The sequence below is a fragment of the Streptomyces sp. NPDC127114 genome, from assembly GCF_042677525.1.
Classification (GTDB): domain Bacteria; phylum Actinomycetota; class Actinomycetes; order Streptomycetales; family Streptomycetaceae; genus Streptomyces.
Map to the genome: position 1 here is coordinate 1 of NZ_JBHXTJ010000015.1, position 23,598 is coordinate 23,598.

The following is a 23,598-nucleotide window of genomic DNA, read 5'->3' on the forward strand; positions in this document are numbered from 1 at the left end:
GGCACCGAGATCGGCCACAACGGCTGGCTCGCCACCGCCTGGTGCCTCGGCCTCGCAGTGCTCGGCTACCTCTGGTCCACGTCGAAGTTCGACGAGGACCCGAAGTAGCGGGGCGGACCCGGCGGCCACATCGAGGGCCGCCGGGGCCTAGATGACCCGTGGCCGTCTCAACCGGCCTGCCACGCCCGGCATTCCGAGGAACGCAGAATGCGCGCTGCGGAGGTGGGCACGAGCCGGGAGAACGTGAACAACAGAGGGCAAGGAGGCGGCAGCGTAAGGGAGTTGCCGATGTGCTGGGTTACGTTGAGGGGGTGACCGACATCGAATCGCGCATCGACACGTCCCGGCCCCACACCGCCCGGATCTGGAACTACTGGACGGGCGGAAAGGACAACTACCCCGTCGACCGGGAGGCCGGTGACCAGATCCGGCAGCTGCATCCCGGGATCGGGGAGTACGCGAAGGCGGACCGGCTGTTCCTGGGGCGAGCCGTTCGCCACCTGGCCTCCGAAGCGGGGATACGGCAGTTCCTGGACATCGGTACCGGCCTGCCGAGCGCCGACAACACCCACGAGGTCGCCCAGCGCGTCGCCCCCGACGCGCGGGTCGTGTACGTCGACAACGACCCGCTGGTCCTCGCGCACGCCCGCGCACTGCTCGTCGGGACCCCCGAGGGCCGGACGGACTACCTGGACGCGGACCTGAGGGACGTCGACACGATCCTCGCCGCCGCCTCGAAGACGCTCGACCTCTCGCAGCCGGTCGCGCTGATGCTGCTCGGCGTCGTCATCTTCATCGAGGACGACGAGGAGTCGTACGCCGTCGTCCGCCGCCTCATGGACGCGCTCGCACCCGGCAGCCACCTCGTCCTGTCGCACACGGTCACGCACCCCGACATGCCGGACGTCGACGCGGCGGTCGCGTTCTGGAACGAGCACGGCACCCCCAGGCTCACCCAGCGCACCCCCGCCGCCGTCACCCGCTACTTCGACGGCCTGGAACTGCTCGAGCCCGGCGTCGTCTCGTGCTCGGCGTGGCGGCCGGAGACGCCGGCGGACGACGTCGCGATGTACGGGGGCGTCGGCCGCAAGTGACGGCACAAGCCGCAGCCGACGGCGTGACCGTAGCCGCCGGCGCGGCCGCGCGCGACTGCCTGAGGAGCAGGGTCCGGGAGTGAGGCCCGGGAGCCAGGGTGCCCTCCGTGGCGCGAACCCCTCCGCAGCGGGATGCTGAGAGGAGAAGGGCCGCGCGGCGCTTCCGCGTGGTCGCGGGTACGAGGAGGCGGACCATGACACGGCACCTGGAGTGGAAGGTCGGCGTGGATCTGGTCGAGGAAGGCGGCAGGACCAAGGCGGAGGCGCGCCTGGACACCGGCACGTCGACCCTCACCGGACACGGCAGCGCCCGCTGCAACCCGTCCGACGTGGACGTACCGGTCATCGGCGACGAGCTCGCCGCGGGCCGGGCCATGAAGGATCTGGCCGGAAAGCTGATGAGGGAGGCCGACCGGGAGATGGAGGCCGTGGGCGCCGACACGGTGCCGCGGCGCACCGGCCCCGGCTACGGCTGGCCGGAGGCGGTCGAGTGACGGACCGCCGCGCAGCAGTCCGCCCCGGCCCGCCGGTGCCGAGCGCACCGGCGGGCCGGGCGCTGCCGTGGCGCCTGCGGCCCGGCCTGAATCCCGGACGGCCCGTCCCGTCCTTCCGCGACCGGCCCGATTCCGGACGGCCCGCCCCCGGGACCACGGGGCGGCGGCCGCGGCCGCTCAGCCCGGCCTCTTCTCCTCGTCGTCCTCGTAGGTGAGCCGGTCCACGACCTCGACGACCCCGTCCACGTCCTCGCAGAGGCGTACGAAGATCGGCGCGAGGCTCTTGCGCGGCAGGGTGCCGCTCAGCGTCACCCGGCCCTCCGCCACGTCGATGTGGAGGGACGCGGGCGACAGACGCAGGATGCGGGTCACGACGTCCTCCAGGATCTCCTCCTGGATGGCCCGGTCGCGCCGCAGGAACAACTGGAGCAGATCGCTGCGGCTGAGGACGCCGATCAGCCGGCCCTCCGGGTCCACCACCGGCAGCCGCTTCACCCGGTGCCGTTCCATGTGCCGGGCCGCCTCCACCGCCGTCCATGAGGGGCGGGCGGTGACCACCGGGCTCGACATCATGGCCTCGGCGGTGCTGGGGCCGTCCTTCGCGGTGTGGCGCCGGAGCAGGTCCGCCTCGGAGACCACGCCCACCGGCCGGTTCGCCTCGTCCACGACCGGCACGGCCGTGATGCCGTACTCGTCGAGCAGCCGGGCGATCTCCTTGAAGGGAGTGCCCGGCTGCACCGCGATCGCGGTCGGCGTCATGAGGTCGGCGACACTGCGGTGCCTCATCGTTCGTCCCGTCCCTTCTCGGCTCCTTTGTCCATGATCCCTCACGGATGTCGGTCGGGGGTCCCGGGGGGCGGGAATCCGGGGCCGGGCCCCTCGGCTCGGCCGGCCGTGGCAGGTCGAACACGTGGTCCGGGACTGACGGCGCGAGACCTGCCGGACCCGAGCCCGCCCGCTCAGCCGCCGAAGACTCCCGGCAGACACGCGTCGAGCCCGGCCGTCGCGGACGGCGAGAGCCGCGCGCCGAGATGGCCGTCGGGCCGTACGAGTAACGCCGTTGGCGTCCGTACGGCCTACAGTCGGGCGAACTCGCCCGGCGTGTGCGGGTGCGCGGGTGCTCAGGCCAGGTCGAGCACCTCGCGCAGCGCCGCCACCGCGTGGTCGCGGTGCTCGTCGAGCCATCGCACCGCCGCCGCCGCGTCGCCCTCGGACACCGCCGAGATGACCGCCCGGTGCTCGTGGACCGCCTGCTCACGGTGCGGGTCCTCGGCGTAGTAGAGCGCGCGGTACGCGTCGGTGGCGTCCCACAGGGTGGCGATCAGCCGCACCAGGCGCGGCATGACGGAGGCCTCGATCAGGGCGAAGTGGAAGCGCCGGTTGGCCTCGGCCATGGCCGTGACGTCGCCCGTGCCGGCCGCCCGTTCGACCTCCTCCTGGATCTGCTCCAGGGTGTCGGTCAGCCCGTCCGGCATCCGGCCGAGCGCGGCGCGGACGGCCTCCGTCTCCAGGAGCTGCCGGATCCGGTAGATCTCCTCCAGGTCCGCCATGGACAACTCGGCGACGAAATAACCCCGGTGGACGTGGTGCACCACCAGGCCCTCGGCCTCCAGGGTCTTCAGCGCCTCCCGCAGCGGGACCCGGCTCACGTCGAGCCGCGCGGCGAGGGAGTCCTGCCGGATCGGGTCGCCGGGCCGCAACTCCCCGGTGGTGATGGCGCGTCGCAGTTCCTCCAGGACGAACTGCTGGGCGGTCGGCGGCCGCCGCCTCTCCACCGCGCCGCTCATCGCCGTGTCCCTTCGAACTCTCCCTGCCCGAGCCTCGCCTGCCCGAGCCCCGCCTGCCCGATCTCTGCCTCTCCGATCCCTGCCTCTCCGAGCTGTCCCTCGCCGGGCTCCACCGCTCCACGCCCCTTCGACCCCAGCTCCGCCAGGACCTCCGCGGTGTGCTCGCCGAGGCGCGGGGGAGCGGAGCGGTACGCGGCGGGCGTGGCGCCGAAGGTGACGGGGTGGGCCACCTGCCCCGGCCCGGCGGCCTCCTCCGGGACGCGCGGGCCGAGCCCGAGCCGGTCGGCCAGCGCGAAGGCGCCGGACAGGTCGTTGATCGGGCCGCAGGGCACGCCGGCCGCGGTCAGCTCCTCGAACCAGTCGTCGGCGGTGCGCGCCGCGAGCCGCCCGGACAGCGCTGCGGCCAGCTCCTCCCGGTGGGCGACGCGGGCGGTGTTGGTGGCGAAGCGGGGGTCGTCGGCGAGGCCGGGACTGCCGATCCGTTCGCACAGGGCGCGGAACTGGCGGTCGTTGCCGACGGCGAGCACGAGCGGGCGGTCGCTCGCCTCGAACACCTCGTACGGGGTGATGCTGGGGTGCCGGTTGCCCAGGGCGCGCGGTACGACGCCGGCGGCGAGGTGGGCCGAGGCCTGGTTGGTGAGCGCGGAGAGCAGGGAGGTCAGCAGCGAGACCTCGATCCGCTGCCCCTCGCCGGTCCGCTCGCGGTGGCGCAGCGCGGCCAGGACGCCGAGTCCCGCGTGGAGGCCGGTGATGACGTCCACGAGCGCGACACCCGCCTTGGTGCCGGGGCCGCCGGGCTCACCGGTGACGCTCATCAGCCCGCCCATGGCCTGCACGAGCAGGTCGTAGCCGGGCAGCGCGGCGCCCTCGGCGGAGCCGAATCCGGTCACGGAGCAGTAGACGAGGCCGGGGTTGGTGGCCCGTACCCGCTCGTAGCCGAGGCCGAGGCGGTCCATGGTGCCGGGGCGGAAGTTCTCCACGAGGACGTCGGCCCGGTCGACGATCGCCCGGGCGGTCTCCAGGTCCGCCGGGTCGGCCAGATCGAGCGCGACGGAGCGCTTGTTGCGGTTCACGCCGAGGAAGTACGTGGCCTGGCCGTCGGCGAAGGGCGGGCCCCACGCGCGCGTGTCGTCGCCCGAACCGGGACGCTCGATCTTGATCACCTCGGCGCCGAGGTCCGCGAGGAGCATCGTCATGTACGGGCCGGCGAGCACCCGGCCGAAGTCGGCCACGACGATCCCGGCCAGGGCGCCGCCCTGCGCAGCCCCTGCCGGCCCACCGGCCTGGGCGACATCCGAAGCCCCCGCCGGCCCACCGGCCAGGGCGTCGCCCTCCGAGGCCCCTTCCGCCCTCCCGGGCAGGACGCCGTCCGCAGCCTCTGCCGGCCTCGCCGGCAGGGCGTCGTCCGCAGGGCCTTCCGGCCGTTCCGCCCGCATACCGCTCTCCTTCGTGGCCCGATTCGGGGCCGTCGGATCCAGCCGGTCCACGCCGGACCGTACGCCCCGGTGATCGCATATTCAATACTGGATCCAATATCCGATCTCCCGCTAGGCTGCGGCCCGCCGAGTTGTCACTGTCGCCAGGAGGCCGTCCGTGAAGTCGCCGAAGTCCCCGAATCCGTCGCCCGTCCACCCGCTCGACCTGTTCGCGATCGACGGGCTCCTGACGGACGAGGAGCGGGAGATCCGCCGCACCGTACGGGCGCTCGCCGACCGCGAGCTGCGCCCGCACGTCGCCGAGTGGTTCGAGGCGGGCGCCATCCCCGCCCGCGAGCTGGCCCGCACCCTGGGCGGCCTCGGCGTTCTCGGCATGCACCTGGAGGGTTACGGCTGCGCGGGCACCAACGCGGTGGCGTACGGCCTGGCGTGCATGGAGCTGGAGGCCGTCGACTCCGGCCTGCGCTCGCTGGTCTCCGTGCAGGGCTCGCTCGCCATGTACGCGATCTGGAAGTTCGGCTCCGAGGAGCAGAAGCAGCGCTGGCTGCCCGGCATGGCGGCCGGCGAGTACATCGGCTGCTTCGGCCTGACCGAGCCGGACGCCGGCTCCGACCCGGGCGCCATGCGCACCAACGCCAAGCGCGACGGCGCCGACTGGGTGCTCAACGGCACCAAGATGTGGATCACCAACGGCTCGGTCGCCGACGTCGCCGTCGTCTGGGCCCGCACCGAGGACGGTGTCCGCGGCTTCGTCGTGCCCACGGACACCCCCGGCTTCAGCGCGCCCGAGATCAAGCAGAAGCTCTCCCTGCGCGCCAGCGTCACCAGCGAACTGGTCATGGAGGACGTGCGGCTGCCCGCCGACGCGATGCTGCCCGGCGCCCGAGGCCTCTCCGGCCCGCTCGGCTGCCTCAACGAGGCGCGCTTCGGCATCGTCTTCGGCGCCCTCGGCGCCGCCCGGGACTGCCTGGAGACGGCGATCTCGTACGCGGGCGACCGCACGGTCTTCGCGCGGCCGCTTTCCTCGTACCAGCTGACGCAGCAGAAGCTCGCCGACATGTCGCTGGAGCTCGGCAAGGGCATGCTGCTCGCCGTCCACCTCGGCCGGCTGAAGGACGCCGGCACGCTCGCCCCCGAGCAGATCAGCCTCGGAAAGCTGAACAACGTCCGCGAGGCCATCGCCGTCGCCCGCGAATGCCGCACCATCCTCGGCGCCAACGGCATCACCCTGGAGTACCCGGTGCTGCGCCACGCCAACAACCTGGAGTCGGTCCTCACCTACGAGGGCACCAGCGAGGTGCACTCCCTGGTCATCGGCAAGGCGCTCACCGGCGAGCAGGCCTTCCGCTGACCTGCCGCCCCCGCCCCTGAGCCGTCGCGGCGGCCCCATCCGGCCCTGATCCGGAAAACGGTCCCCGGGTCGTGTCCGGCCCTGATCCGCCGGACAGGCCCTAGCCTGCCGTCACCCGGTCCACGAAGGCGTCGAGGTTGCCCTTCATCCGGGCGACCTGCTCCTCCAGGGTCAGGGACTCCTCGTGGCGCCGGCCGCGCAGCTTCGGCTGCCGCCTGCCCCGCACGTACAGCGGGCAGGCGAGGTCGGCGCAGATGTAGGTGCCCACCGTGTTGCCCTCGCGGCCCCGCGCGCCCGCCAGCGGCGCGGCGAGCAGGGTCACGCCGGAGGAGGCGTGCGAGGTCAGGCAGATCTGGCACATGCTGGACTTCATCGCGCTGGTGCGGCCCACCGCCGGCACCCGCAGCGTGATGCCGACGAGGCCCTCGGGGCGCGGTACGACCAGGTGGGCGCGCAGCGGCGCGCCCGGGTCGACCCAGCCCAGGAAGTCCAGGTCCTCCCAGGGGAGTTCGGCGAAGTCGAGCGGCAGCTTCATGCGGGCCGCGTCGCCCTTCGTACAGTTCACGAAGGACGACCGGATCTCTTTGTCGGTCAGTGGTTCCACCAGGCGACCGTAACCGGAGTGCTTGCCCTGGGCATCCGATTATCGGGCGCCCGGGCCCCGCCTCAGGCCACCCAGTCCGGCAGGTGCGGGTCCGCGAGCCGGGCCGGAGCGCCGTCCAGGGCCGCCGCGAGCCGCTCCGCCGCCGTCTCGTACACCTCGGCCGGCAGCGCGTACGGGATCCGCAGCCGGTGCTCGTGGGTCCCGGGATCCACCCCGAAGCGGGCACCGCCCTCGACCCGCACCCCGTGCCGGAGGGCCCGCGCCGCGAGCTGCGAGGCGAAGGGGCGGCCGAGGTCGATCCACAGGCAGAGCCCGCCCGGCGGAAGCGTCCACCGCCACTCCGGCACGTGCCGGGCGAGCGCGGACACCAGCGCCTCCCGGCGCCGCCGCAGCTCCGCCGCCCGTCCGGGCAGCAGCGGATCGATCCGGTCCATCAGGGCGACGGCGACCAGCTGGTCGAGCACCGAGCCGGCGAGGTCGTGGGTGATCCGTACCCGCGCCAGCTCGGTGACCACCCGCGAGGAAGCCCGCGCCCAGCCGACCCGCAGTCCGCCCCAGCAGCTCTTGCTGAGGGAGCCGACACTGATGATCTGCTCCCCGGTGCCCGGACCGGCCGACGCCGCGAACGGCCGGGGCGCCGGCACGTCCAGGGCGATGTCGGCCAGCGTCTCGTCCACCACCAGCCACGTGCCGGTGGCCCGGGCCGCCTGCGCCACCTCGCGCCGCTGTTCCTCCGGCATCAGACGGCCCGTCGGGTTGTGGAAGTCCGGGATGAGATAGGCGAGCCGCGGCGCCGTCTGCCGCAGCGCCGCGTCGACGAGCCCGCTGTCCCAGCCCGCCTCGGTGACCGGTACCGGGGTGATCCGCATCCGGTGGCCGCGCATCGCGTCCAGGGCGTTGGTGTACGAGGGGTTCTCCGCCAGGACCCGGTCGCCCGGGCCGCCGAGCAGCGCGAGGGCCAGTGCGAGCGCCTGCTGGGCGCCCGTGGTCACGAGGATCTGCTCGGGGCGCGTGGGCAGGCCGCGTGCCGTGTACCGCGCGGCGATCGCGGCACGCAACTCGGGGATCCCGTACGGGTGGTAGCCCTGGGTCGTCGTGTAGCGCGGCAGCTCGGCGGCGGCCTCGGAGAGGGCCTGCGCCACCAGGTCCGCCGGCGCCTCGGGTGCGGCGAGGGCGAGGTCGATCACGGCGCCGGAGTCGCCGTGCAGCGCGGCCGGACCGATCGGCGACTGGCCGTCGGGGAGCGCCGTCCAGGTGCCCGCGCCCTGCCGGCTGTGCGCGTAACCGCTCTCGCGCAGCAGGTCGTACGCGGCGGTGACCGTCGTCCTGCTCACCCCGAGCGCCACCGCGAGCTCGCGCTCGGCGGGCAGCCGCATCCGCAGCGCGACCCGTCCGTCGAGCAGGGCCTGCCGCACCGCCCGGGCCAGTTCGCGGTAACCGAAGCGGCCCTCGGCGGGCGGCGTGAGCAGGGCCGCCAGCTGACGGCCGCTCAGGGTGCGGTCGGACGCGGTGACCACGGAACGGACCACTCGGCCCTCTGCCATGCCAATCACTCCTCATTGGCTCTGCTGTCCAGGCCAATAAGGCTACAGACTCCCTGTCAGTGGCCTGGTGGCCCAGGAGAGGAGCAGACGAGATGTCCGGACACTTCACCGATCGCGACGAGAGGACCTGGCAGCGGCGCACCGAGGAGCGGATCGCCGAACCGTGGGACCTCGGGGCCTTCCTCCGCTCCCTGCGCACCGGCCGGAGGGTGCGGCGGCGCAGGCAGCGCGGCACCGAGGTCGTGAACCCGGTCGCTCAGATCAGCGGCTGACCGCCGGGCCCGCCCGGCGCGGGTGGCGAGGACGAGGAAGACGACGAGGTCAGGTCCGTGGCGGGCTGCGACTCGGGACCCGAGGACTGCGTCGACGGCGTCGTGTCCGAAGGCGTCGAGTCCGACGGGGTCGGGGTCGACGTGGACGGGGTCGGAGTGGTCGGGGTGAGCGTCGAAGGGCACGGCGAGGGGGTCACGCCGTTGACGGGCGTCGGGGTCTCCGTACCCGTGATCGTCACGCACGGCACGGGAGACGACGGTGAGGTCGACGGGGACGTCGACGTCGACTTCGAGGGAGACGTCGACTTCGACGGGGTGGGCGTGGGCGGCGGCGGGGGAGTGGTGTGCTTGTCGTGGCGGTGGCCCGTGCCGCCGGTCTTCCGGGCGATCCAGCTGTCGGTGTGCGGGTCGTAGACCACGAAGACGTTGATCACCGTCACGGACGGCTGGACGACGACCACGTTGCCCGTCCGGTAGCCCGGCCACGCGGCACCGACCTGCTTCGGCGACTGCTGGGCGACCGGCGGCGCCAGCGGATTGCCGCAGGCGCACCGCACCCGCGGCACGCCGTGGTCGTCGACCAGGACCGCGGTGCCCGCCTGGAGCACCGACTGGTACGAGGTGGCCTTCCCGCCGCTGAAGCCGTGGTTGGTCACCCGGGTGTCCACCCGCAGCTGAAGCGAGGTCAGGGAGCGCAGATAGCCCGGCACTTCATCGGCCGAGATGCCGAGGGCCGAGGCGAAGGCCGCGTTCTTGGCCGGCTCCTCCGCCAGGAAGCGGACCTGCTGCTCGACGTCGCAGCTCGCCGTCCGGTGCGTGCCGCCGTACAGGCCCGGCGTCGACCCCGTGACGCTGCGCGCCACGTTGACCGCCGTGCCGGTCGCGCTCGGCAGCGGCGGCGGCGAGAGGGTGGAGTCGTCCGTACGGGCCGTGGAGCGGGTGAAGGGATCCGGGCCGCTCGCGGAGGTGTTCTGCAGGAACACCTCGCCGCCGCCCGAACCGGCCTGGGTGCCGCCGTCCCCGCCGTTCCGCGTGGTCAGGACGACGACCAGGGCGACCGCCGCCACCACGATCGCCGTCAGCGAGGCGACCTTGGGCACGGAACGCCACCACGGGCCTCCGCCGCCACCGCCGGGCGCCGCGCCTCCTCCCGTACCGCCGCCGGGGCCGCCCGGACCGCCGCCACGGCCACCCCCGCCGCCGCCCGAGCCGTCGTGCGGAGGGCCGGGAGGCGGTGGCGGAGGGGTCTGGCCCGGGCGCGTGCCGGGACCCGAGAGGGGGCCCGAGGGCGGGCCGCTGGGAGGGACTGAGGGCCGACCGGACGGCGGGTGGGAAGTCACGTTTTTCCCTTTCTTCCGTTCCGCGCCCATTGTGTGCGCCGATCCGGGGTCACCCGCAAGCGGACGGCCTGCCCACGGCCTGTCCGGCGGTCAGGGTCGGACAGACCCAGGCGACGGCTCGCGAGCGGACGGGCCGCCGGAAGGACGGTCCGCAAGCGGTCGGAAGCCGCCGGTATTAGCGTGGGCAGGGTGAGCACCCGGCTCCCCACCCCACCCGGCACGGCCGCGCCAGGCGCCGCCACCGCGCAGGCGACGCACGCCGTCGCGTGGGCGTTCGCCGCCGTCGTCGCCGGCTACGCGGCGATGTGCCTCACCGCCGGCCTGGGACTCTGGGCCGCCGGCGCGGCCGACATGCCGGGAGGCAGCGGCGCGTTCGTCGCCGTCCTCGCCGCGGTCGTCGTGATGGCCACAGGCGGCCAGGTCTCGCTCTCCGGCGAGGCCGGCTCCCTCGCCGGTACCCAGGCCGAACTCAGCGCCATGCCGCTCACCGTCACCCTGGTGGGCGCACTCGTCACCGGAAGCCTCTTCCTGCGCCCGCTGCGCCACCACGCCGTCGCTCCCGCCCGCGCACTCCTCGCCCTCGCCGTGCCCACCGTCGTGCTCTGGCTCGCCGGGCTCGGCGGGCTGTCCGCGCTGGCCCGGCACGACTTCCCGATCAGCCTCGGCGGCGGCACCTCCGAGGACACCGGGGACCTCGGCGATCTCTTCAAGGACCTCCTGGACGCGACGGATCCCTCGGTCGGCTTCACCACGGACGTCGGACCCACGCTCTTCTACGGACTGCTGTGGATCCTCGGCGTCCTCGTCGTCGCCCTGCTCGTCTCCCGCCGCACGCCGCTTCCGCCCCGGCTCGTCCGCCACCACCAGGCCGTACGGCCCGCGGCCTCCGCGATGCTGCTCCTGCTCCTCGCGTACGTGTTCGTCGCCCTGGTCATCGGACTGGTGGTCGCCGCCACGAAGGGGCATGCCGCCGAGACCTTCGCCGTGCTGCTGCTCGGCCTGCCCAACGTGGCGTGGCTCGCGCTCGGCATCGGCATCGGCGGCTCCTGGGAGGGCCGGGCCGAGGGCCCGTTCGGCCTGCCGATGCCCCAGACCCTCGATTCCGTGCTGCGCGGCGGCGACGGCGGCAAGGACCTGTCGACCGTCGACCTGTCCGCTCTCGCCGCCTACGACGGGCGCGCCTGGTGGCTGCTGCCGATCGCGGCGGTCCTCGTCCTCGCCGCCGCCTTCCTCGCCGCCGTCCGCTCGCCCGCCGGCGTCCCGCTCTGGCGCCACGCCGTCCACGTCGGAGCCGCCTTCGCCGTCACCATGCTCGTGGTCGCCCCGCTCACGAACGTCGAGGCGAGCTTCGGCCTCTCGATCCTCGGGATCGGCGACCTCGGGGCGCTCGGCGCCGACGTCGTGCTCCGGCCGCACATCTGGAAGATCGTCGGCCTGGCCCTGCTCTGGGGGCTGGTGACCGGCTTCCTGGGCGCGCTGCTCGCGAGCCGCGTCCAGCGGCGCGGCGAGGTCCCGGCGGACAAGGGCTAGGCGAGGCACCCCTGAGGGCCGGGCCGGCGAGGCACCCCTGGGGGGCCAGTCCCTAGGGAGTCGCTGCGCAGGAGTCGTCGCCGCTGTCGCCGAGCGTGAAGGGCTCCTGGGACGTCTTGTCGCCGCGCTGCAGCGTCAGCAGGATCTCGCCCTTGGTGTAGTCCGGGAACCACACGGCGTACAGGGTGCGGGCGTCGTCCGCGACCGTGCCGATCGGGATGACCTTGACGGGCTCGCCGCCACAGCTCGCGGCCGTCACCTTCGCGTGGTCGACGGCGAAGATCCGCCCCCAGCCCCCGGCGAACGAGGTGAAGAGGCCGCTGGTCCCGCCCGACTTCGCGAGGGGCGGTTGGTGCGGCTCCGTCAGGCACGCCCGCACGCCGACGACCTGGGGGCCGACCGTGGCGTGGCACAGCCGCCCGTCCGCCGTCTCCCACACGTACTCGGCCTGGCCGCTCGACCACGCGTCGACCAGCATCAGCCCGCCCGGGCCCGCGACGTCCTCCGCCTCCCCGGAACCGAGCGTCCTGGTCAGCAGCGCGCCGGTCCGCTGGGCGACCTCCGCGCGGGACGGCCGCGACGGCGTGGGCGCGGGCGAAGAAGCCGCGGGCGTCCCGGCGCCGGCCGACCGGTCCTTCCCGGACCCGCCGGACCCGCCGGAACAGCCCGTCAGGGCCATGGCCAGCAGCGCGCCACCGACGGCGACACGAGCAGCGGCGACGCGCAGAACGGCGCCACGATCTCCCTCACGCATGATTCCCCCCCTGTTCGCCGATCATCCCCTCGGCGTCACCGGATGATCGCAGCGGCCCGGCCGGCGCGCAAACATGATCCGTACGCTCGCCGTCACGGCCCCAGCGACCGGAACACCGGCCGTGCCCATGCCGGGGGCTCCGGCGGGGGAGTGGGCCGCCACTCGTCGCTCCGCGCCCGGCCCGTCCGGCCGGTGCCGCCGGTGCCCGCCTCCCGTGCCAGGGCCGCGCGGAGCTCCGTCACGAACTCCAGACACGTGCCGTAGCGCTCGTCCGGAGACTTCGCCAGCGCGACGGCGAACACCTCGTCCGCCGCCTCCGGCAGTCCCGGCCTCTCCTCCGACAGGGGCGGCGGCGGGTCGTACTGGTGGGCCCACAGCAGCGCCATGTCGTCGTCCCTGCGGAACGGCGGCACGCCCGTCAGCGTCTCGAAGACCACGCAGGCCAGGCTGTACACGTCACAGCGCCCGTCCACCGGCTTGCCGGAGATCTGCTCGGGCGCCACGTAGTCCAGGGTGCCGACGAACTGCCCGACCGTGGTGAACCCGGTCAGCGACAGCGACTTCTTCGTCAGCCCGAAGTCGGTCAGATACACGTGCTCCGGGTGGTCCCGGTCCGTGCCCTCGGCCACCAGGATGTTGCCCGGCTTCACGTCCCGGTGCACCAGGTCGTGCGCGTGCGCGGCGTCCAGGGCGGAGGCCACCTGGGTCGCGATCCGGCCCGCCGGCACCGGGGCCAGCGGCCCCTCCCGGTCGAGGAGCGCCCGCAGGTCCTGCCCCGGCACGTAACGCATCGCGATGTACAGCACGCCCTCCGTCTCGCCCGCCTCGAAGACCGGCACGATGTGCGGATGGTCGATGGCGGCGGCCACCCGCGACTCGTGCGCGAAGCGCTTGCGGAAGGTGTCGTTGCGGGCCAGTTCCGGAGCGAGCAGCTTCAGCGCCACCGTGCGCTCCAGCTTGACGTCGAAGGCCCGGTAGACCACCGCCATGCCGCCGCGCCCGATCTCCTGCTCCACCAGGTAGCCGGCGATCCGCTTGCCGAGCAGCCCCGAGTCACGGCCGGCGGCGGGGAGCCCGGGATGCGTCGTCGGGTGGGGCGCCGGGTCCGTACCCGGATCGCCGCGCCCGTCCGCCCTGCCCGCCCCGTCCGCCCCGGCCGCGGGCGTCGCCGGCGTCATCGGCCCTCACCCCGCCCGTCCGGCTCCGGCGCTTCCTCCTCCACCCGCGCTTCCGCCTCCGCCTCCGCGCCGGCGTTTGCCTGCGTGTCGGCCCGTTCCTGTGCCGGCGGCTCCGACACGACCCTGGTGGCGTCCGGCCCCTCCGCGGCGCCCGCCCAGGGACCCGTCCCGGGGCCCCGGAGAGCGTCCTGGACGAGCTGGGGCACCACCTGGGTCGGCTCGTGCCCGACGTCGACGGCGGGCACGAACCCGGGCTCCGCCTCGGCCGGGTCCTCGGGCCGGGCCTGCGCCCGGGCCTGGGTCCGGAACCGGGGCTCGGCCTCGGGCACGAGCTCCGAGGCCGGTTCCGGAGCGGATGCGGCAGCCGGCCGCCCGGCGGAGCCGGCGGGCGTGGCCGCGGACGTCGGCGCGGGCGCGGGCGCCGGTGTGGGCGTGGCCACCGGCGTCGGCGCGTACCCCGGCGTCGGCGAGGACCCCGGCGTCGGCGAGGACCCCGGCGTCGGCGCCGACGCCGACGGGCCTGCAGCCGCCGGCCGGCCTGCCGCCGGCGGGCCCGAAGCCGCTGCCGCGCCCGAAGCCGCCGGCCGGCCCGCCGCCGACGGGCCCGACGAGGCCGCGTACGTACGGAGCCCCATGCCGTCGCAGTACACCCACCGCTCGTGCTCCGCGTCGTACAGCCACACCGACTCGCCGTCCACGACCATCCCCACCCGCAGACCGCGGGTGCGCTGGCGGAACGTCTCGCCGTCCACCCGGCCCGCCGCCAGCTCCTCCGCGGCCCGCCGGTAGCGCCCGAGCGCGTCCTCGGCCCGTGCGATCAGCGGGCGCGGGTCGGCCGTACGGGTCACCGGGCCGCCCGCGGCCGGCGGATCCGCCGGTACGGAGACGAGCAGCCGCGCGTCGACCCACGCGGACCAGCCGTTGGAGCACAGCACCTGGCCCCAGTCGCCCACCCGCTCCGTCAGCTGCACCGGCAGGAACGCGTCCAGCGACGCGGTCGGCAGCGTCGGGTCGGGCGCCTCCCAGGCGGGCAGCCCGTCGCGGGGCACCACGTGCGTGGGCCGGAAGTCCGGCACGTACTCCGGCACGTACCCCGGGACATAGCCCGGCACGTACTCCGGCGTGCCATCCGCAGAGACCACGGGTTCCTACCTCCGCATCACGACCGGCTCGTGCCGGCGCAGCAGCCGGGCGACCACCAGACCGAGGACGACACAGAGCACGACCAGCATGCCCATGTCGAAGAGCCAGACGCCCACGGAGTGGTCCATCAGCGGGTCGGCGGTCTTCTCGCCCGGCACGGTCGCGCCGATGTCGATCGTCGCGCCCATCGCCGCGAACGCCCACCGCGACGGCACCAGCCACGCCAGCTGCTCCAGGACGGGCGTGCCCGTCACCTTCAGCAGCGCGCCGCAGAACACCACCTGCACGATGGCGAGGAGGACGAGCAGCGGCATCGTCACCTCCTCCTTGCTCACCAGGGCGGAGACGAACAGGCCGAGCATCATCGCGGTGAAGGCGAGCAGCGCGACGGCGAGGGTCAGCTCCACGAGCGGGGGCATCAGCACGCCCTGGCCGTCGCCCGGCACGTTCAACGGCACGCCGATCAGCGCCACCAGCGTCAGGACCACCGCCTGCACCACGGTGATCAGACCGAGGACCGTCACCTTGGACATCAGATACGCGGAACGGGACAGGCCGACGGCTCTCTCACGGCGGTAGATCGTGCGCTCCTTCACCAGCTCGCGCACCGCGTTCGCCGCGCCCGTCAGGACGCCGCCCACGCACAGGATCAGGAGCACGTTCAGCGTCGACTCGGGATTGAGGCTGCCCTCCGACAGGGCCCGGGCCATGGCACCCATGACGAAGGGCAGCGCCACCATGATGGCCAGGAAGGTCCGGTCGGCGGACAGTGCCGCCGCGTACCGCCGGACGAGGGTACGGAGCTGGGCGCCCCAGCTCTGCGCCTTCGGCGGCGGTGCCGGCTCCGGCGGCACTCCGGCCACCGGCGCCGGTCCCGGCCGTACGGAAGGATCGTCGATGTACTGCCGCTGGAAGCGCGAGGTCCGGTACTGGCCCGCCCAGTCGCGTCCGCGGTCGTTCTCGAAGGCCTCGAACGCCTCCGGCCACTGCGCGAAGCCGAAGAAGTCCAGGCTGTCGGCGGGCGGACCGTAGTACGCGACCCGGCCGCCGGGCGCGAGCACGAGCAGCCGGTCGCACACGTCGAGGCTCAGCACGCTGTGGGTGACGACGATGACGGTGCGCCCGTCGTCGGCGAGGCCGCGCAGCATGTGCATCACCGAGCGGTCCATGCCGGGGTCGAGGCCGGAGGTCGGCTCGTCGAGGAAGAGCAACGAGGGTTTCGTCAGCAGTTCCAGGGCCACGCTCACGCGTTTGCGCTGGCCGCCGGAGAGGCTGTGGATCGGCTGCCCGGCCCGCTCCTCCAGGCCCAGCTCTCCGATCACCTCGTCGACCCGGGCCCGCCGTTCCGCGGGAGCCGTGTCCTCGGGGAAGCGCAGCTCGGCGGCGTAACCCAGGGCTCTGCGGACGGTGAGCTGGAGGTGCAGGATGTCGTCCTGCGGGACCAGGCCGATGCGCTGGCGCAGCTCCGCGTAGTCCCGGTAGAGGTCGCGGCCGTCGTAGAGGACGGTGCCGCGGTCGGCGGGCCGCTGGCCGGTGAGCGCGCCGAGCAGGGTCGACTTGCCCGCGCCGGACGGGCCGACGACCGCGAGCAGGCACTTCTGCCCGACGGGGAAGGACACGTCCTCGAGGAGGGTCTTGCGGCCGTGGTCGACGGTCACGGCGAGCCGTTGCACGTCGAGGGAGACCTCGCCGGTGTCGGTGAACTCGACCAGGTTGCCGCCGATCAGGCAGTAGGCGCGGTGGCCGATGCCGACGATGTCCTCGGCGGTCACCCGGGCCTCGCCGATCGGACGGCCGTTGAGGAAGGTGCCGTTGTGGCTGCCGAGGTCGCGGATCCAGTACGTGCCGTCCGGCGCCGCCCGCAGCTCGGCGTGCCGGCGCGAGACGGTCAGGTCGTCGACGACGAGGTCGTTGTCGGGCGCGCGGCCGATGCGGATGCTGCGGGCCGGCAGCGGCCGCACGGACGTGGGCTGCCGGAAGGTGCCGGTGAGGCCGGGGTACGAGACGGAGGACGGGCGCGGCGGAGCGCTCGCCGCCGGCGCGGGCTGGGGAGCGGGTGCCCGTACGGGCTCTGGCTGGGGGGCGGGCGAGGGTTCCGGCGAGGGCTCCGCGGTGGGCGAGGGCCCCGGCGCGGGCGCGGGCGTCGGCTCAGGGGGCGCGACCGGGGGCGCCTGCTGTGACGGCTGTGCCTGCCGCGCGTCTCGTGGGTCCGGTGACGGCCCCGCCGGGAGCAGCATGGCCCGGGGGCCGTCCAGGGGATGTCCGAAGCGGATGACGGTGCCGGGGCCGACGGTGCTGAGGGCCACCCGGCGGTCGTCGGCGAAGGTGCCGTTGGTACTGCCCTCGTCCTCGAGGGTCCACCGGCCGCTGACCGCCCGCAGGACCGCGTGATGCCAGGACGCCCGGGCGTCGGCGAGGACGAAATCGCTGGTGGGGTCGCGTCCGATGCGATAGACGCGGCCCGGGTTCATCACGGTCGCGTCCCCGTTGATCTCGAGGACCAGTTCGGGCGCGGCGGGCGCGCCGGGCCGCTCTCCCATGCGTGAATCTTAACGTCGCGCGCCGCCGCCCGCCGGGCGAGCGGAAGCCCGCCCGGCAGCAGCCGCACGCCCCGCCGGTATCGTGGGCGGCCGGCCAGGGCCCGGATCCGGGCCCGGTCCGACCCGGGCATCGGCCGGGAAAGTGCCACCGCGACGACTCACGCGCGCGACCCGGCAGGGCCGCGGCGGGCGCGCGACCGCGAACGAGGAGGAGCCCACCCGTGCCGAAAGGTGTCACCCAGAGCCGTCCCCGCACCCGCGCGGCCCTCCTGCGGGCGGCCCTGGAGACCTTCGCCGAGCACGGGTTCCACGCCGCGTCGATCGAGCAGATCTGCGAACGCGCAGGCTTCACGCGCGGCGCGTACTACTCGAACTTCGCCAGCAAGGAGGAGCTCTTCCTCGCCCTCTTCGACGAGCACGGCGAGCGGATCGTCCGGCGCCTCGCCGAGGCGATCGACGCGCTCGGGCCCGAGGACTACACGCTCGAACGGCTCGCCCGACTCGCCTCGCGGGTCGAGCCGGACGAGCGCGACTGGTACCTGGTGAGCACGGAGTTCACGCTGCACGCGATCCGCGACCCGCAGGCGGCGTGGGTGCTCGCCCGGCACGACGCCCGGCTCCGTGCCGAGATCGCCCGCGGCCTGGAGCTGGTCCTGAGCCGCGCCGGACGCGAACTCACCGTGGACACCGACCGGTTCGCCCGACTGGTCGTCGCCCTGCGCGAGGGCGGTCTCGCCCAGAGCTATGTGGAGCCGGCCGAGCTCCCGCCCGGAACCCTCGAACGGGACTTCCTGGCACCCCTGTTGGAGTCGGTCACCAGGCCCACGGAGCATCCGGACCAGGCGTAGCGCCGGCTCAGGACGCGGCCTCGCGGAGACGGCACGCCGGACATCCGGCGCGTTCCGACGCGGGCCGGGATCTTGCGGCAGCCCGTTCCCGCTGGCTACGGTCGAGGCGGAAAGCGCTTGCCGCAGGTGAAGCGCCGGAGCCCGGACACCGACGGCAGGGGAGTGGCGGCACGTGCACAGCAGCAGGGGCGGGGACGTCCTCGTCTTCACCCGCACCACCGGCTACCGCCACGACTCGATACCCGCCGGGGCCGCCGCGCTCGCCGGACTCGCCGCCGCGGCCGGTCTCACCCCCGAGACCACCGAGGACCCCGCCGCGTTCACGCCGGACCGGCTGGCCCGCTGCGCCGCCGTCGTGCTCCTCTCCACCACCGGGACCGTCCTCACCGACGAGGGCCGCGCCGCCTTCGAGGCGTACGTACGGGGCGGCGGTGGCCTCCTCGTCGTCCACGCCGCCGCCAACGCCGAGCCGGACTGGCCGTTCTACGGCGAACTCCTCGGCACCCGCTTCGCCGGCCACCCCCCGCTCCAGCCGGGCACCGTCCGCGTCGACGACCCCGCCCACCCGGCCACCGCACCGCTGCCCGCGCGCTGGTCCTGGACCGACGAGTGGTACGAGTACACCACCCACCCCAGGGCCTCCGGCGTCCACGTGCTCGCCCGCGTCGACGAGACCAGCTACGAGGGCGGCACCCTCGGCGCCGACCATCCCCTGGTGTGGTGCCGGGAGGCCGCGCCCGACCGCGGCCGGGTGCTGTTCACCGCCCTCGGCCACGCCATCGAGGCGTACGCGGATCCCACCTTCCGCGCCCACCTGGCGGGCGCCCTCCGGTGGGTGACCGGCGGCTGAGCAACGGCTGAGCCGGGGGCTGGGCGGCGGATCAGCGGCGCCTGAGCCGGGGGCCGGGCGGCGGATGAGCGGCGCCTGAACCATGCCCTGGCGCCGGACGCCCGGCGAGCCCCGTCACCCCGCCGCCCCGCCCCGATTTGCGGGCCGCGCCCCGCGGCGGAAGGTTGACCCTGGGGGAGGACGCGCGGGGGCTCCAGGTCAGGAGGAGACGAGATGGGCATCGCCACCGTGAACCCGGCGACCGGCGAGACGCTGCGCACGTACGAGGCCCACGGCCCCGCCGAGGTCGAGCGGCGCATCGACGCCGCCCACGAGGCCTTCCGCCAGTACCGCACCACGCCCTTCGCCGAGCGCGCCCGGCTCATGAAGGCCGCCGCGGCCCTCCTCGACGAGGACGCCGAGGACATCGCCCGCACCATGACCACCGAGATGGGCAAGCCGATCGTCGCCGCCCGCGCCGAGGCCGCCAAGTGCGCCAGGACCATGCGCTGGTACGCCGAGCACGCCGAGGCCCTGCTCGCCGACGAGCGTCCCACCGACCACGACGTCCAGGACTCCGGCGCCGACCTCGCCCGCGTCCACTACCGTCCGCTCGGCCCGGTCCTCGCCGTCATGCCGTGGAACTTCCCGCTCTGGCAGGTGATCCGCTTCGCCGCGCCCGCCCTGATGGCCGGCAACACCGGACTCCTCAAGCACGCCTCCAACGTCCCGCAGACCGCCCTCTACCTCGGCGACCTGTTCCGCCGCGCCGGGTTCCCCGCGGGCTGCTTCCAGACTCTCCTCATCGGCTCCGGCGCCGTCGAGGGCGTCCTGCGCGACCCCCGGATCGCCGCCGCGACCCTCACCGGCAGCGAACCCGCCGGCCGCTCGGTCGCCGCGATCGCCGGCGACGAGGTCAAGAAGACCGTCCTGGAACTGGGCGGCAGCGACCCGTACATCGTCATGCCCTCCGCCGACCTGCCCAGGGCCGTGAAGACCGCCGTCACCGCGCGCGTGCAGAACAACGGCCAGTCCTGCATCGCCGCCAAGCGCTTCATCGTCCACCAGGACGTCTACGACGACTTCGCCGAGCGCTTCACCGCCGCCATGAACGCCCTCACCGTCGGCGACCCGCTCGACGACGACACCGACGTCGGGCCGCTCGCGACCGAGAAGGGCCGCGCCGACCTGGAAGAGCTCGTCGACGACGCCGTGGGCAAGGGCGCCACCGCGTTGTGCGGCGGCAGCCGCCCGGACGAGCTGCCCCGCGGCTGGTTCTACCGTCCCACCGTCCTCACCGGGATCACGCCGCAGATGCGCGTCCACCGCGAGGAGACCTTCGGGCCCGTCGCGACCCTGTACCCGGTCGGCGACATCGAGGAGGCCGTGGCCGTCGCCAACGACTCGCCGTTCGGCCTGAGTTCGAACGTCTGGACTCGCAAGGACGAGGATGTCGCCTTCTTCGTACGGGACCTGGAGGCGGGCGGCGTCTTCGTCAACGGCATGACCGCCTCCCACCCCGCCCTGCCCTTCGGCGGCGTGAAGCGCTCCGGCTACGGCCGTGAGCTCTCCGGCCACGGCATCCGCGAGTTCTGCAACGTCACCACGGTCTGGCAGCGCGCCTGACGCCAGGCGGCCCAGCCGGCTCACGCGGACCCGGCCTGCCCGCGGACCCGCCTCCTCCCGCGCGAGCCCGGGAATCGGCCCCTCATGCCCGCGTCCAAGCGAGGAGTTCCTCCGCCGACCAGGTGTTGATCACCCGGTCGGCCGTGACCCCGCACGCCTCCGCCCGCGCGCAGCCGAAGATCTGCCACTCCAGCTGACCCGGCGCGTGCGCGTCCGTGTCCACCGCGAAGTACACGCCCGCCGCCACCGCCTCCCGCAGCAGCCTGCGCGGCGGATCGCGCCGCTCCGGGCGGCTGTTGATCTCCACCGCCGTCCCCGACTCCGCGCAGGCCGCGAAGACCCGCTCCGCGTCGAACTCCGACTCGGGCCGCAGCCGTCCGCCGCTCACCAGCCGGCCCGTGCAGTGACCGAGCACGTCCATCAGCGGATTGCGCACCGCGCGCTCCATGCGGCGGGTCATCGCCCGCGCCTCCATGCGCAGCTTCGAGTGCACCGAGCCGACCACCAGGTCCAGCCGGTCGAGGAGTTCCGGCTCCTGGTCGAGGGAGCCGTCCTCCAGGATGTCGCACTCGATCCCGGTGAGCAGCCGGAACGGTGCCCACTCCTCGTTCAGCCGCGCCACCACGTCCAGTTGCTCCCGCAGCCGATCCGGCGACAGACCGCGCGCCACCTTCAGGCTCGGCGAGTGGTCCGTCAGGACCGTCCACTCGTGCTCGAGCCTGGCCGCCGTGCGCCCCATGTCCTCGATGGTGCTGCCGCCGTCGGACCAGTCCGAGTGCACGTGGCAGTCGCCGCGCAGCGCCGCCCGCAACTCCTCGCCGCCGTCCGTACGAGGAAGCCGCACCTCCTGTTCGAGGTGCTCCAGGTACGCCGGAACCCGTCCCGCGAGCGCCTCGCGCACCACGGCCGCCGTCTTCGGGCCGATGCCCTTCACCGCCTCCAGGGTGCCGGCGGCGGCGCGCCGCACCACCTCCTCCGTGCCGAGCGCCGTCACGGCGGCGGACGCCGTACGGAAGGCGCGGACGCGGTACGTGGGGGCCTGCGAGCGCTCCAGGAGGAACGCGATCCGTTCCAGCGCCGCCACGGGGTCCATGGGCCGCACCGCCCTCCGCTAGGTCGAGGCCGACGTCGGCGCCGGCGCGGGGGTGTCCGACGGCGGCGGCCCGATCTCGCACCACACGGCCTTGCCCTCGCCCCGCGGCTCGACGCCCCACCGCGAGGCGATGGCGTCCATCAGGAGCAGTCCGCGGCCCGAGGTCGCCGCCTCGCCCGGCGTGCGCCGCCGCGGCCAGGCGCTCGACCGGTCCTGCACCGAGAGCCGCACCCGCCGCACCGGCTCGGGCAGCACCTCCAGGGTGAGCACCGCGCCGCCCTCGGTGTGCAGCAGCACGTTCACGAGCAGCTCACCCGTCAACAGTTCGGCGTCGTCGGCGAGTTCGGGCATGCCCCAGTCCACGAGCGCCTGCCCCACCGCGGCCCGCGCGTCCGACAGGCCCTGCGGGTCGGCCTGGTGGATGTACTGGTGGATGCGGGGCGCCTTCGGCGTGCCCGGGTCCGGGCTGCGCCGCAGCACGAGCAGCGCCACGTCGTCGCCCGAGCCCCAGCGCTCCCACAGTCGCTCCGAGAGGTGGTCGGCCAGTGCCTCCGCCTGCGGCGGGCCGCTGCTCACCGCGTCGGCGAGCGCCGCGAGACCCGCCTCGATGTCCGTGCCGGGCTGTTCGACCAGGCCGTCCGTGCACAGCACGAGCGTCTCGCCCGGCACCAGGTCGAGCCGGGTCTCGGGGAACTCCTCCTCCCCGAACAGCGTCGCCAGGCCGAGCGGCAGCCCGCCGCGCAGCTTCGGCCTGCCCACCCGGCCGTCCGTGTGCCGGATCAGCGGCCCCAGGTGCCCCGCCCGTACCCCGCGCACCGTGCCGCCGGCCAGGTCCACCTGGGCGTAGGTGCAGGTCGCGAAGCGATTGGTGTCCAGCTCCGCGAGAAACCGGGAGGCCCGCGCGAGCACCGTCGACGGCGCGTGGCCCTCGCCCGCGTACGCCCGCAGCGCGATCCGCAGCTGTCCCATGATCGCGGCGGCGTGGGTGTCGTGGCCCTGCACGTCGCCCACGACCACCCCGACCCTGCCGCGCGGCAGCGGGATCACGTCGTACCAGTCGCCGCCGACCTGCCGTCCGCTCCACGCCGCGTGGTAGCGCACGGCGATCTCGCCGCCGGTGATCCGCGGGATCCGGCGCGGCAGCATCGTCGCCTGGAGCCCGGTGGCCAGCTCCCGCTCCTCGTCGAAGAGGATCGCCCGCTGCAGCGACTGGGCCACGATCGCCGCGAGTCCGAGCAGCAGATTGCGCTCGTCGGCGTTGAAGTTGCTGCGGCGCCGGTAGAACAGCGCCATCCCGCCCAGCGAGCGGGCCTGCGCCACCAGCGGCAGATAGCAGGCCGAGCGGAACGGCATCCGGACCACGTACGGGGCGAGCTCGGGGAAGTCCTGTCCCAGCGTCGGGAACGAGGGCACGAACCGCGGCCGCCCGCTCAGCACCGCCTCCGCCAGCGGCAGCCCGCGGTCCAGCCGCCGGCTGCGGAAGTCGTCGAAGGCCTCCAGCGATTCACCGCTCAGCGCGATGATGTTGAGCGAGCCGTGCTCCACCAGACCGAGCGCCAGCCCCTCGGCGCCGAGCCGCGCGAGCCCGCCGGGCCCGGTCAGCGCGGCCGTCACGTCGTCCACGGTCACCGCGCGCGACAGCGCGTGCGTGGTCCGCTCCACGATCGTGGTCTGCACCTCGCGGCGCTTCTCCAGGTCCAGGACGAACGCCGAGTGCGTCACCTCCGCCGTCGCGTCCCGCACGATGCCCACGATCCGGTGCGCCATCCCGCCGCCGCGGCGCAGGATGCGCGCCTGCACGTGCGTCCATTGGGGTGTACCGTCCGCCCGCTCCAGCCGGACGTGCGCCGTGTACGAGGACCTGCCGCCGGTGATCGCGTCTCGGATCACCTGCTCCAGACGCGTCCGCTCCGTCGGGTCCAGTCCGCGCACGAGCGTCGTGGGGCGCCCGTCGAAGTCGTGCGGGGCCACACCGAAGACCAGCAGTCCCGCGTCGTCGACATCGATGGTGCCCGTGTCGAGATCCCAGTCGAAACTGCCGGTGCGGTTCATGGCGAGGCGCTCGGTCGGCCCGATCTCGCCGCCGCGCGCGCTCCGCTCGTCATCGGTCATCCTCCCCATTGTCGAACCGGCAC

At 74.3% G+C, this 23,598-nt stretch carries 20 protein-coding genes and 1 pseudogene; 9 read left to right on the forward strand and 12 right to left on the reverse strand.

What is annotated here, in order from left to right; all coding sequences use genetic code 11:
* From ACFVGS_RS17355 to ACFVGS_RS17365, 3 genes and pseudogenes are all read left to right on the forward strand, one after another.
* Positions 1–108 (forward strand): annotated as a pseudogene (locus ACFVGS_RS17355) (ABC transporter permease); the annotation flags it as partial.
* 203 nt (positions 109–311) lie between these two features.
* Entirely contained in the window at positions 312–1,094 is a 783-nt protein-coding gene (locus ACFVGS_RS17360; protein ID WP_384423623.1) for an SAM-dependent methyltransferase, read from the forward strand.
* 194 nt (positions 1,095–1,288) lie between these two features.
* Complete coding sequence (locus tag ACFVGS_RS17365) at positions 1,289–1,588, forward strand: DUF1876 domain-containing protein (RefSeq protein ID WP_384423622.1); 300 nt, start codon at positions 1,289–1,291, stop codon at positions 1,586–1,588.
* A gap of 177 nt (positions 1,589–1,765) precedes the next feature.
* Here ACFVGS_RS17365 and ACFVGS_RS17370 read toward each other — a convergent pair whose 3' ends face one another.
* From ACFVGS_RS17370 to ACFVGS_RS17380, 3 genes are all read right to left on the reverse strand, one after another.
* The gene (locus ACFVGS_RS17370; protein ID WP_384423303.1) at positions 1,766–2,374 is read right to left on the reverse strand and encodes a CBS domain-containing protein; all 609 of its coding nucleotides are present in this window, start codon (positions 2,372–2,374) and stop codon (positions 1,766–1,768) included.
* A gap of 335 nt (positions 2,375–2,709) precedes the next feature.
* A complete protein-coding gene (locus ACFVGS_RS17375) occupies positions 2,710–3,375 on the reverse strand; it encodes a GntR family transcriptional regulator (RefSeq protein ID WP_384423305.1) in 666 nt (221 codons plus the stop codon).
* Positions 3,372–4,811 (reverse strand): CaiB/BaiF CoA transferase family protein, encoded by a 1,440-nt coding sequence (locus ACFVGS_RS17380; protein WP_384423307.1) that lies wholly within the window; start codon positions 4,809–4,811, stop codon positions 3,372–3,374. The genes ACFVGS_RS17375 and ACFVGS_RS17380 overlap by 4 nt, the downstream gene beginning before the upstream one ends.
* Before the next feature lie 157 nt (positions 4,812–4,968).
* On the opposite strand from ACFVGS_RS17380, the gene ACFVGS_RS17385 reads away from it, so the two are divergent.
* A complete protein-coding gene (locus ACFVGS_RS17385; RefSeq protein ID WP_384423309.1) occupies positions 4,969–6,162 on the forward strand; it encodes an acyl-CoA dehydrogenase family protein in 1,194 nt (397 codons plus the stop codon).
* 100 nt (positions 6,163–6,262) lie between these two features.
* Here ACFVGS_RS17385 and ACFVGS_RS17390 read toward each other — a convergent pair whose 3' ends face one another.
* Both ACFVGS_RS17390 and ACFVGS_RS17395 read right to left on the reverse strand, forming a co-directional pair.
* Complete coding sequence (locus ACFVGS_RS17390; RefSeq protein ID WP_385692937.1) at positions 6,263–6,766, reverse strand: FBP domain-containing protein; 504 nt, start codon at positions 6,764–6,766, stop codon at positions 6,263–6,265.
* 62 nt (positions 6,767–6,828) lie between these two features.
* Entirely contained in the window at positions 6,829–8,310 is a 1,482-nt protein-coding gene (locus ACFVGS_RS17395; protein WP_385692938.1) for a PLP-dependent aminotransferase family protein, read from the reverse strand.
* Positions 8,311–8,402: 92 nt separating this feature from the next.
* Here ACFVGS_RS17395 and ACFVGS_RS17400 point away from each other — a divergent pair, with 92 nt between their 5' ends.
* Positions 8,403–8,582: a hypothetical protein gene (locus ACFVGS_RS17400; RefSeq protein WP_384423316.1), complete on the forward strand. Its 180-nt coding sequence runs from the start codon at positions 8,403–8,405 to the stop codon at positions 8,580–8,582.
* Here the strand turns inward: ACFVGS_RS17400 and ACFVGS_RS17405 are convergent.
* Complete coding sequence (locus ACFVGS_RS17405; protein WP_385692939.1) at positions 8,567–9,922, reverse strand: DUF6777 domain-containing protein; 1,356 nt, start codon at positions 9,920–9,922, stop codon at positions 8,567–8,569. The two genes, ACFVGS_RS17400 and ACFVGS_RS17405, sit on opposite strands and share 16 nt — an antisense overlap.
* A 189-nt stretch (positions 9,923–10,111) precedes the next feature.
* Here ACFVGS_RS17405 and ACFVGS_RS17410 point away from each other — a divergent pair, with 189 nt between their 5' ends.
* A complete protein-coding gene (locus tag ACFVGS_RS17410) occupies positions 10,112–11,452 on the forward strand; it encodes a streptophobe family protein (protein ID WP_385692940.1) in 1,341 nt (446 codons plus the stop codon).
* 52 nt (positions 11,453–11,504) lie between these two features.
* Here the strand turns inward: ACFVGS_RS17410 and ACFVGS_RS17415 are convergent, their stop codons facing one another.
* The 4 genes from ACFVGS_RS17415 to ACFVGS_RS17430 form a co-directional block, all read right to left on the reverse strand.
* A complete protein-coding gene (locus ACFVGS_RS17415) occupies positions 11,505–12,206 on the reverse strand; it encodes a hypothetical protein (protein WP_385692941.1) in 702 nt (233 codons plus the stop codon).
* A gap of 92 nt (positions 12,207–12,298) precedes the next feature.
* Positions 12,299–13,384: a serine/threonine-protein kinase gene (locus tag ACFVGS_RS17420; RefSeq protein ID WP_385692942.1), complete on the reverse strand. Its 1,086-nt coding sequence runs from the start codon at positions 13,382–13,384 to the stop codon at positions 12,299–12,301.
* The gene (locus ACFVGS_RS17425) at positions 13,381–14,526 is read right to left on the reverse strand and encodes a hypothetical protein (protein ID WP_385692943.1); all 1,146 of its coding nucleotides are present in this window, start codon (positions 14,524–14,526) and stop codon (positions 13,381–13,383) included. Before ACFVGS_RS17425 ends, ACFVGS_RS17420 begins: the two co-directional genes overlap by 4 nt.
* A gap of 6 nt (positions 14,527–14,532) precedes the next feature.
* Positions 14,533–17,067, reverse strand: coding sequence for an FHA domain-containing protein (locus ACFVGS_RS17430; RefSeq protein ID WP_385692944.1), 2,535 nt, complete (start codon positions 17,065–17,067; stop codon positions 14,533–14,535).
* Between the two features lie 221 nt (positions 17,068–17,288).
* Here ACFVGS_RS17430 and ACFVGS_RS17435 point away from each other — a divergent pair, with 221 nt between their 5' ends.
* From ACFVGS_RS17435 to ACFVGS_RS17445, 3 genes are all read left to right on the forward strand, one after another.
* Positions 17,289–17,915: a TetR/AcrR family transcriptional regulator gene (locus ACFVGS_RS17435; protein WP_384418193.1), complete on the forward strand. Its 627-nt coding sequence runs from the start codon at positions 17,289–17,291 to the stop codon at positions 17,913–17,915.
* A gap of 172 nt (positions 17,916–18,087) precedes the next feature.
* Positions 18,088–18,765 (forward strand): ThuA domain-containing protein, encoded by a 678-nt coding sequence (locus ACFVGS_RS17440; protein WP_385692945.1) that lies wholly within the window; start codon positions 18,088–18,090, stop codon positions 18,763–18,765.
* A 213-nt stretch (positions 18,766–18,978) separates the two neighbouring features.
* Positions 18,979–20,370 (forward strand): NADP-dependent succinic semialdehyde dehydrogenase, encoded by a 1,392-nt coding sequence (locus tag ACFVGS_RS17445; RefSeq protein WP_385692946.1) that lies wholly within the window; start codon positions 18,979–18,981, stop codon positions 20,368–20,370.
* An 82-nt stretch (positions 20,371–20,452) separates the two neighbouring features.
* Here ACFVGS_RS17445 and ACFVGS_RS17450 read toward each other — a convergent pair whose 3' ends face one another.
* Positions 20,453–21,463 carry a PHP domain-containing protein gene (locus tag ACFVGS_RS17450; protein WP_385692947.1) on the reverse strand — a complete coding sequence of 337 codons (1,011 nt, stop codon included), beginning with the start codon at positions 21,461–21,463 and terminating at the stop codon, positions 20,453–20,455.
* 18 nt (positions 21,464–21,481) lie between these two features.
* Positions 21,482–23,575, reverse strand: coding sequence for a SpoIIE family protein phosphatase (locus ACFVGS_RS17455; RefSeq protein WP_384418206.1), 2,094 nt, complete (start codon positions 23,573–23,575; stop codon positions 21,482–21,484).
* Between the last annotated feature and the right edge of the window lie 23 nt (positions 23,576–23,598).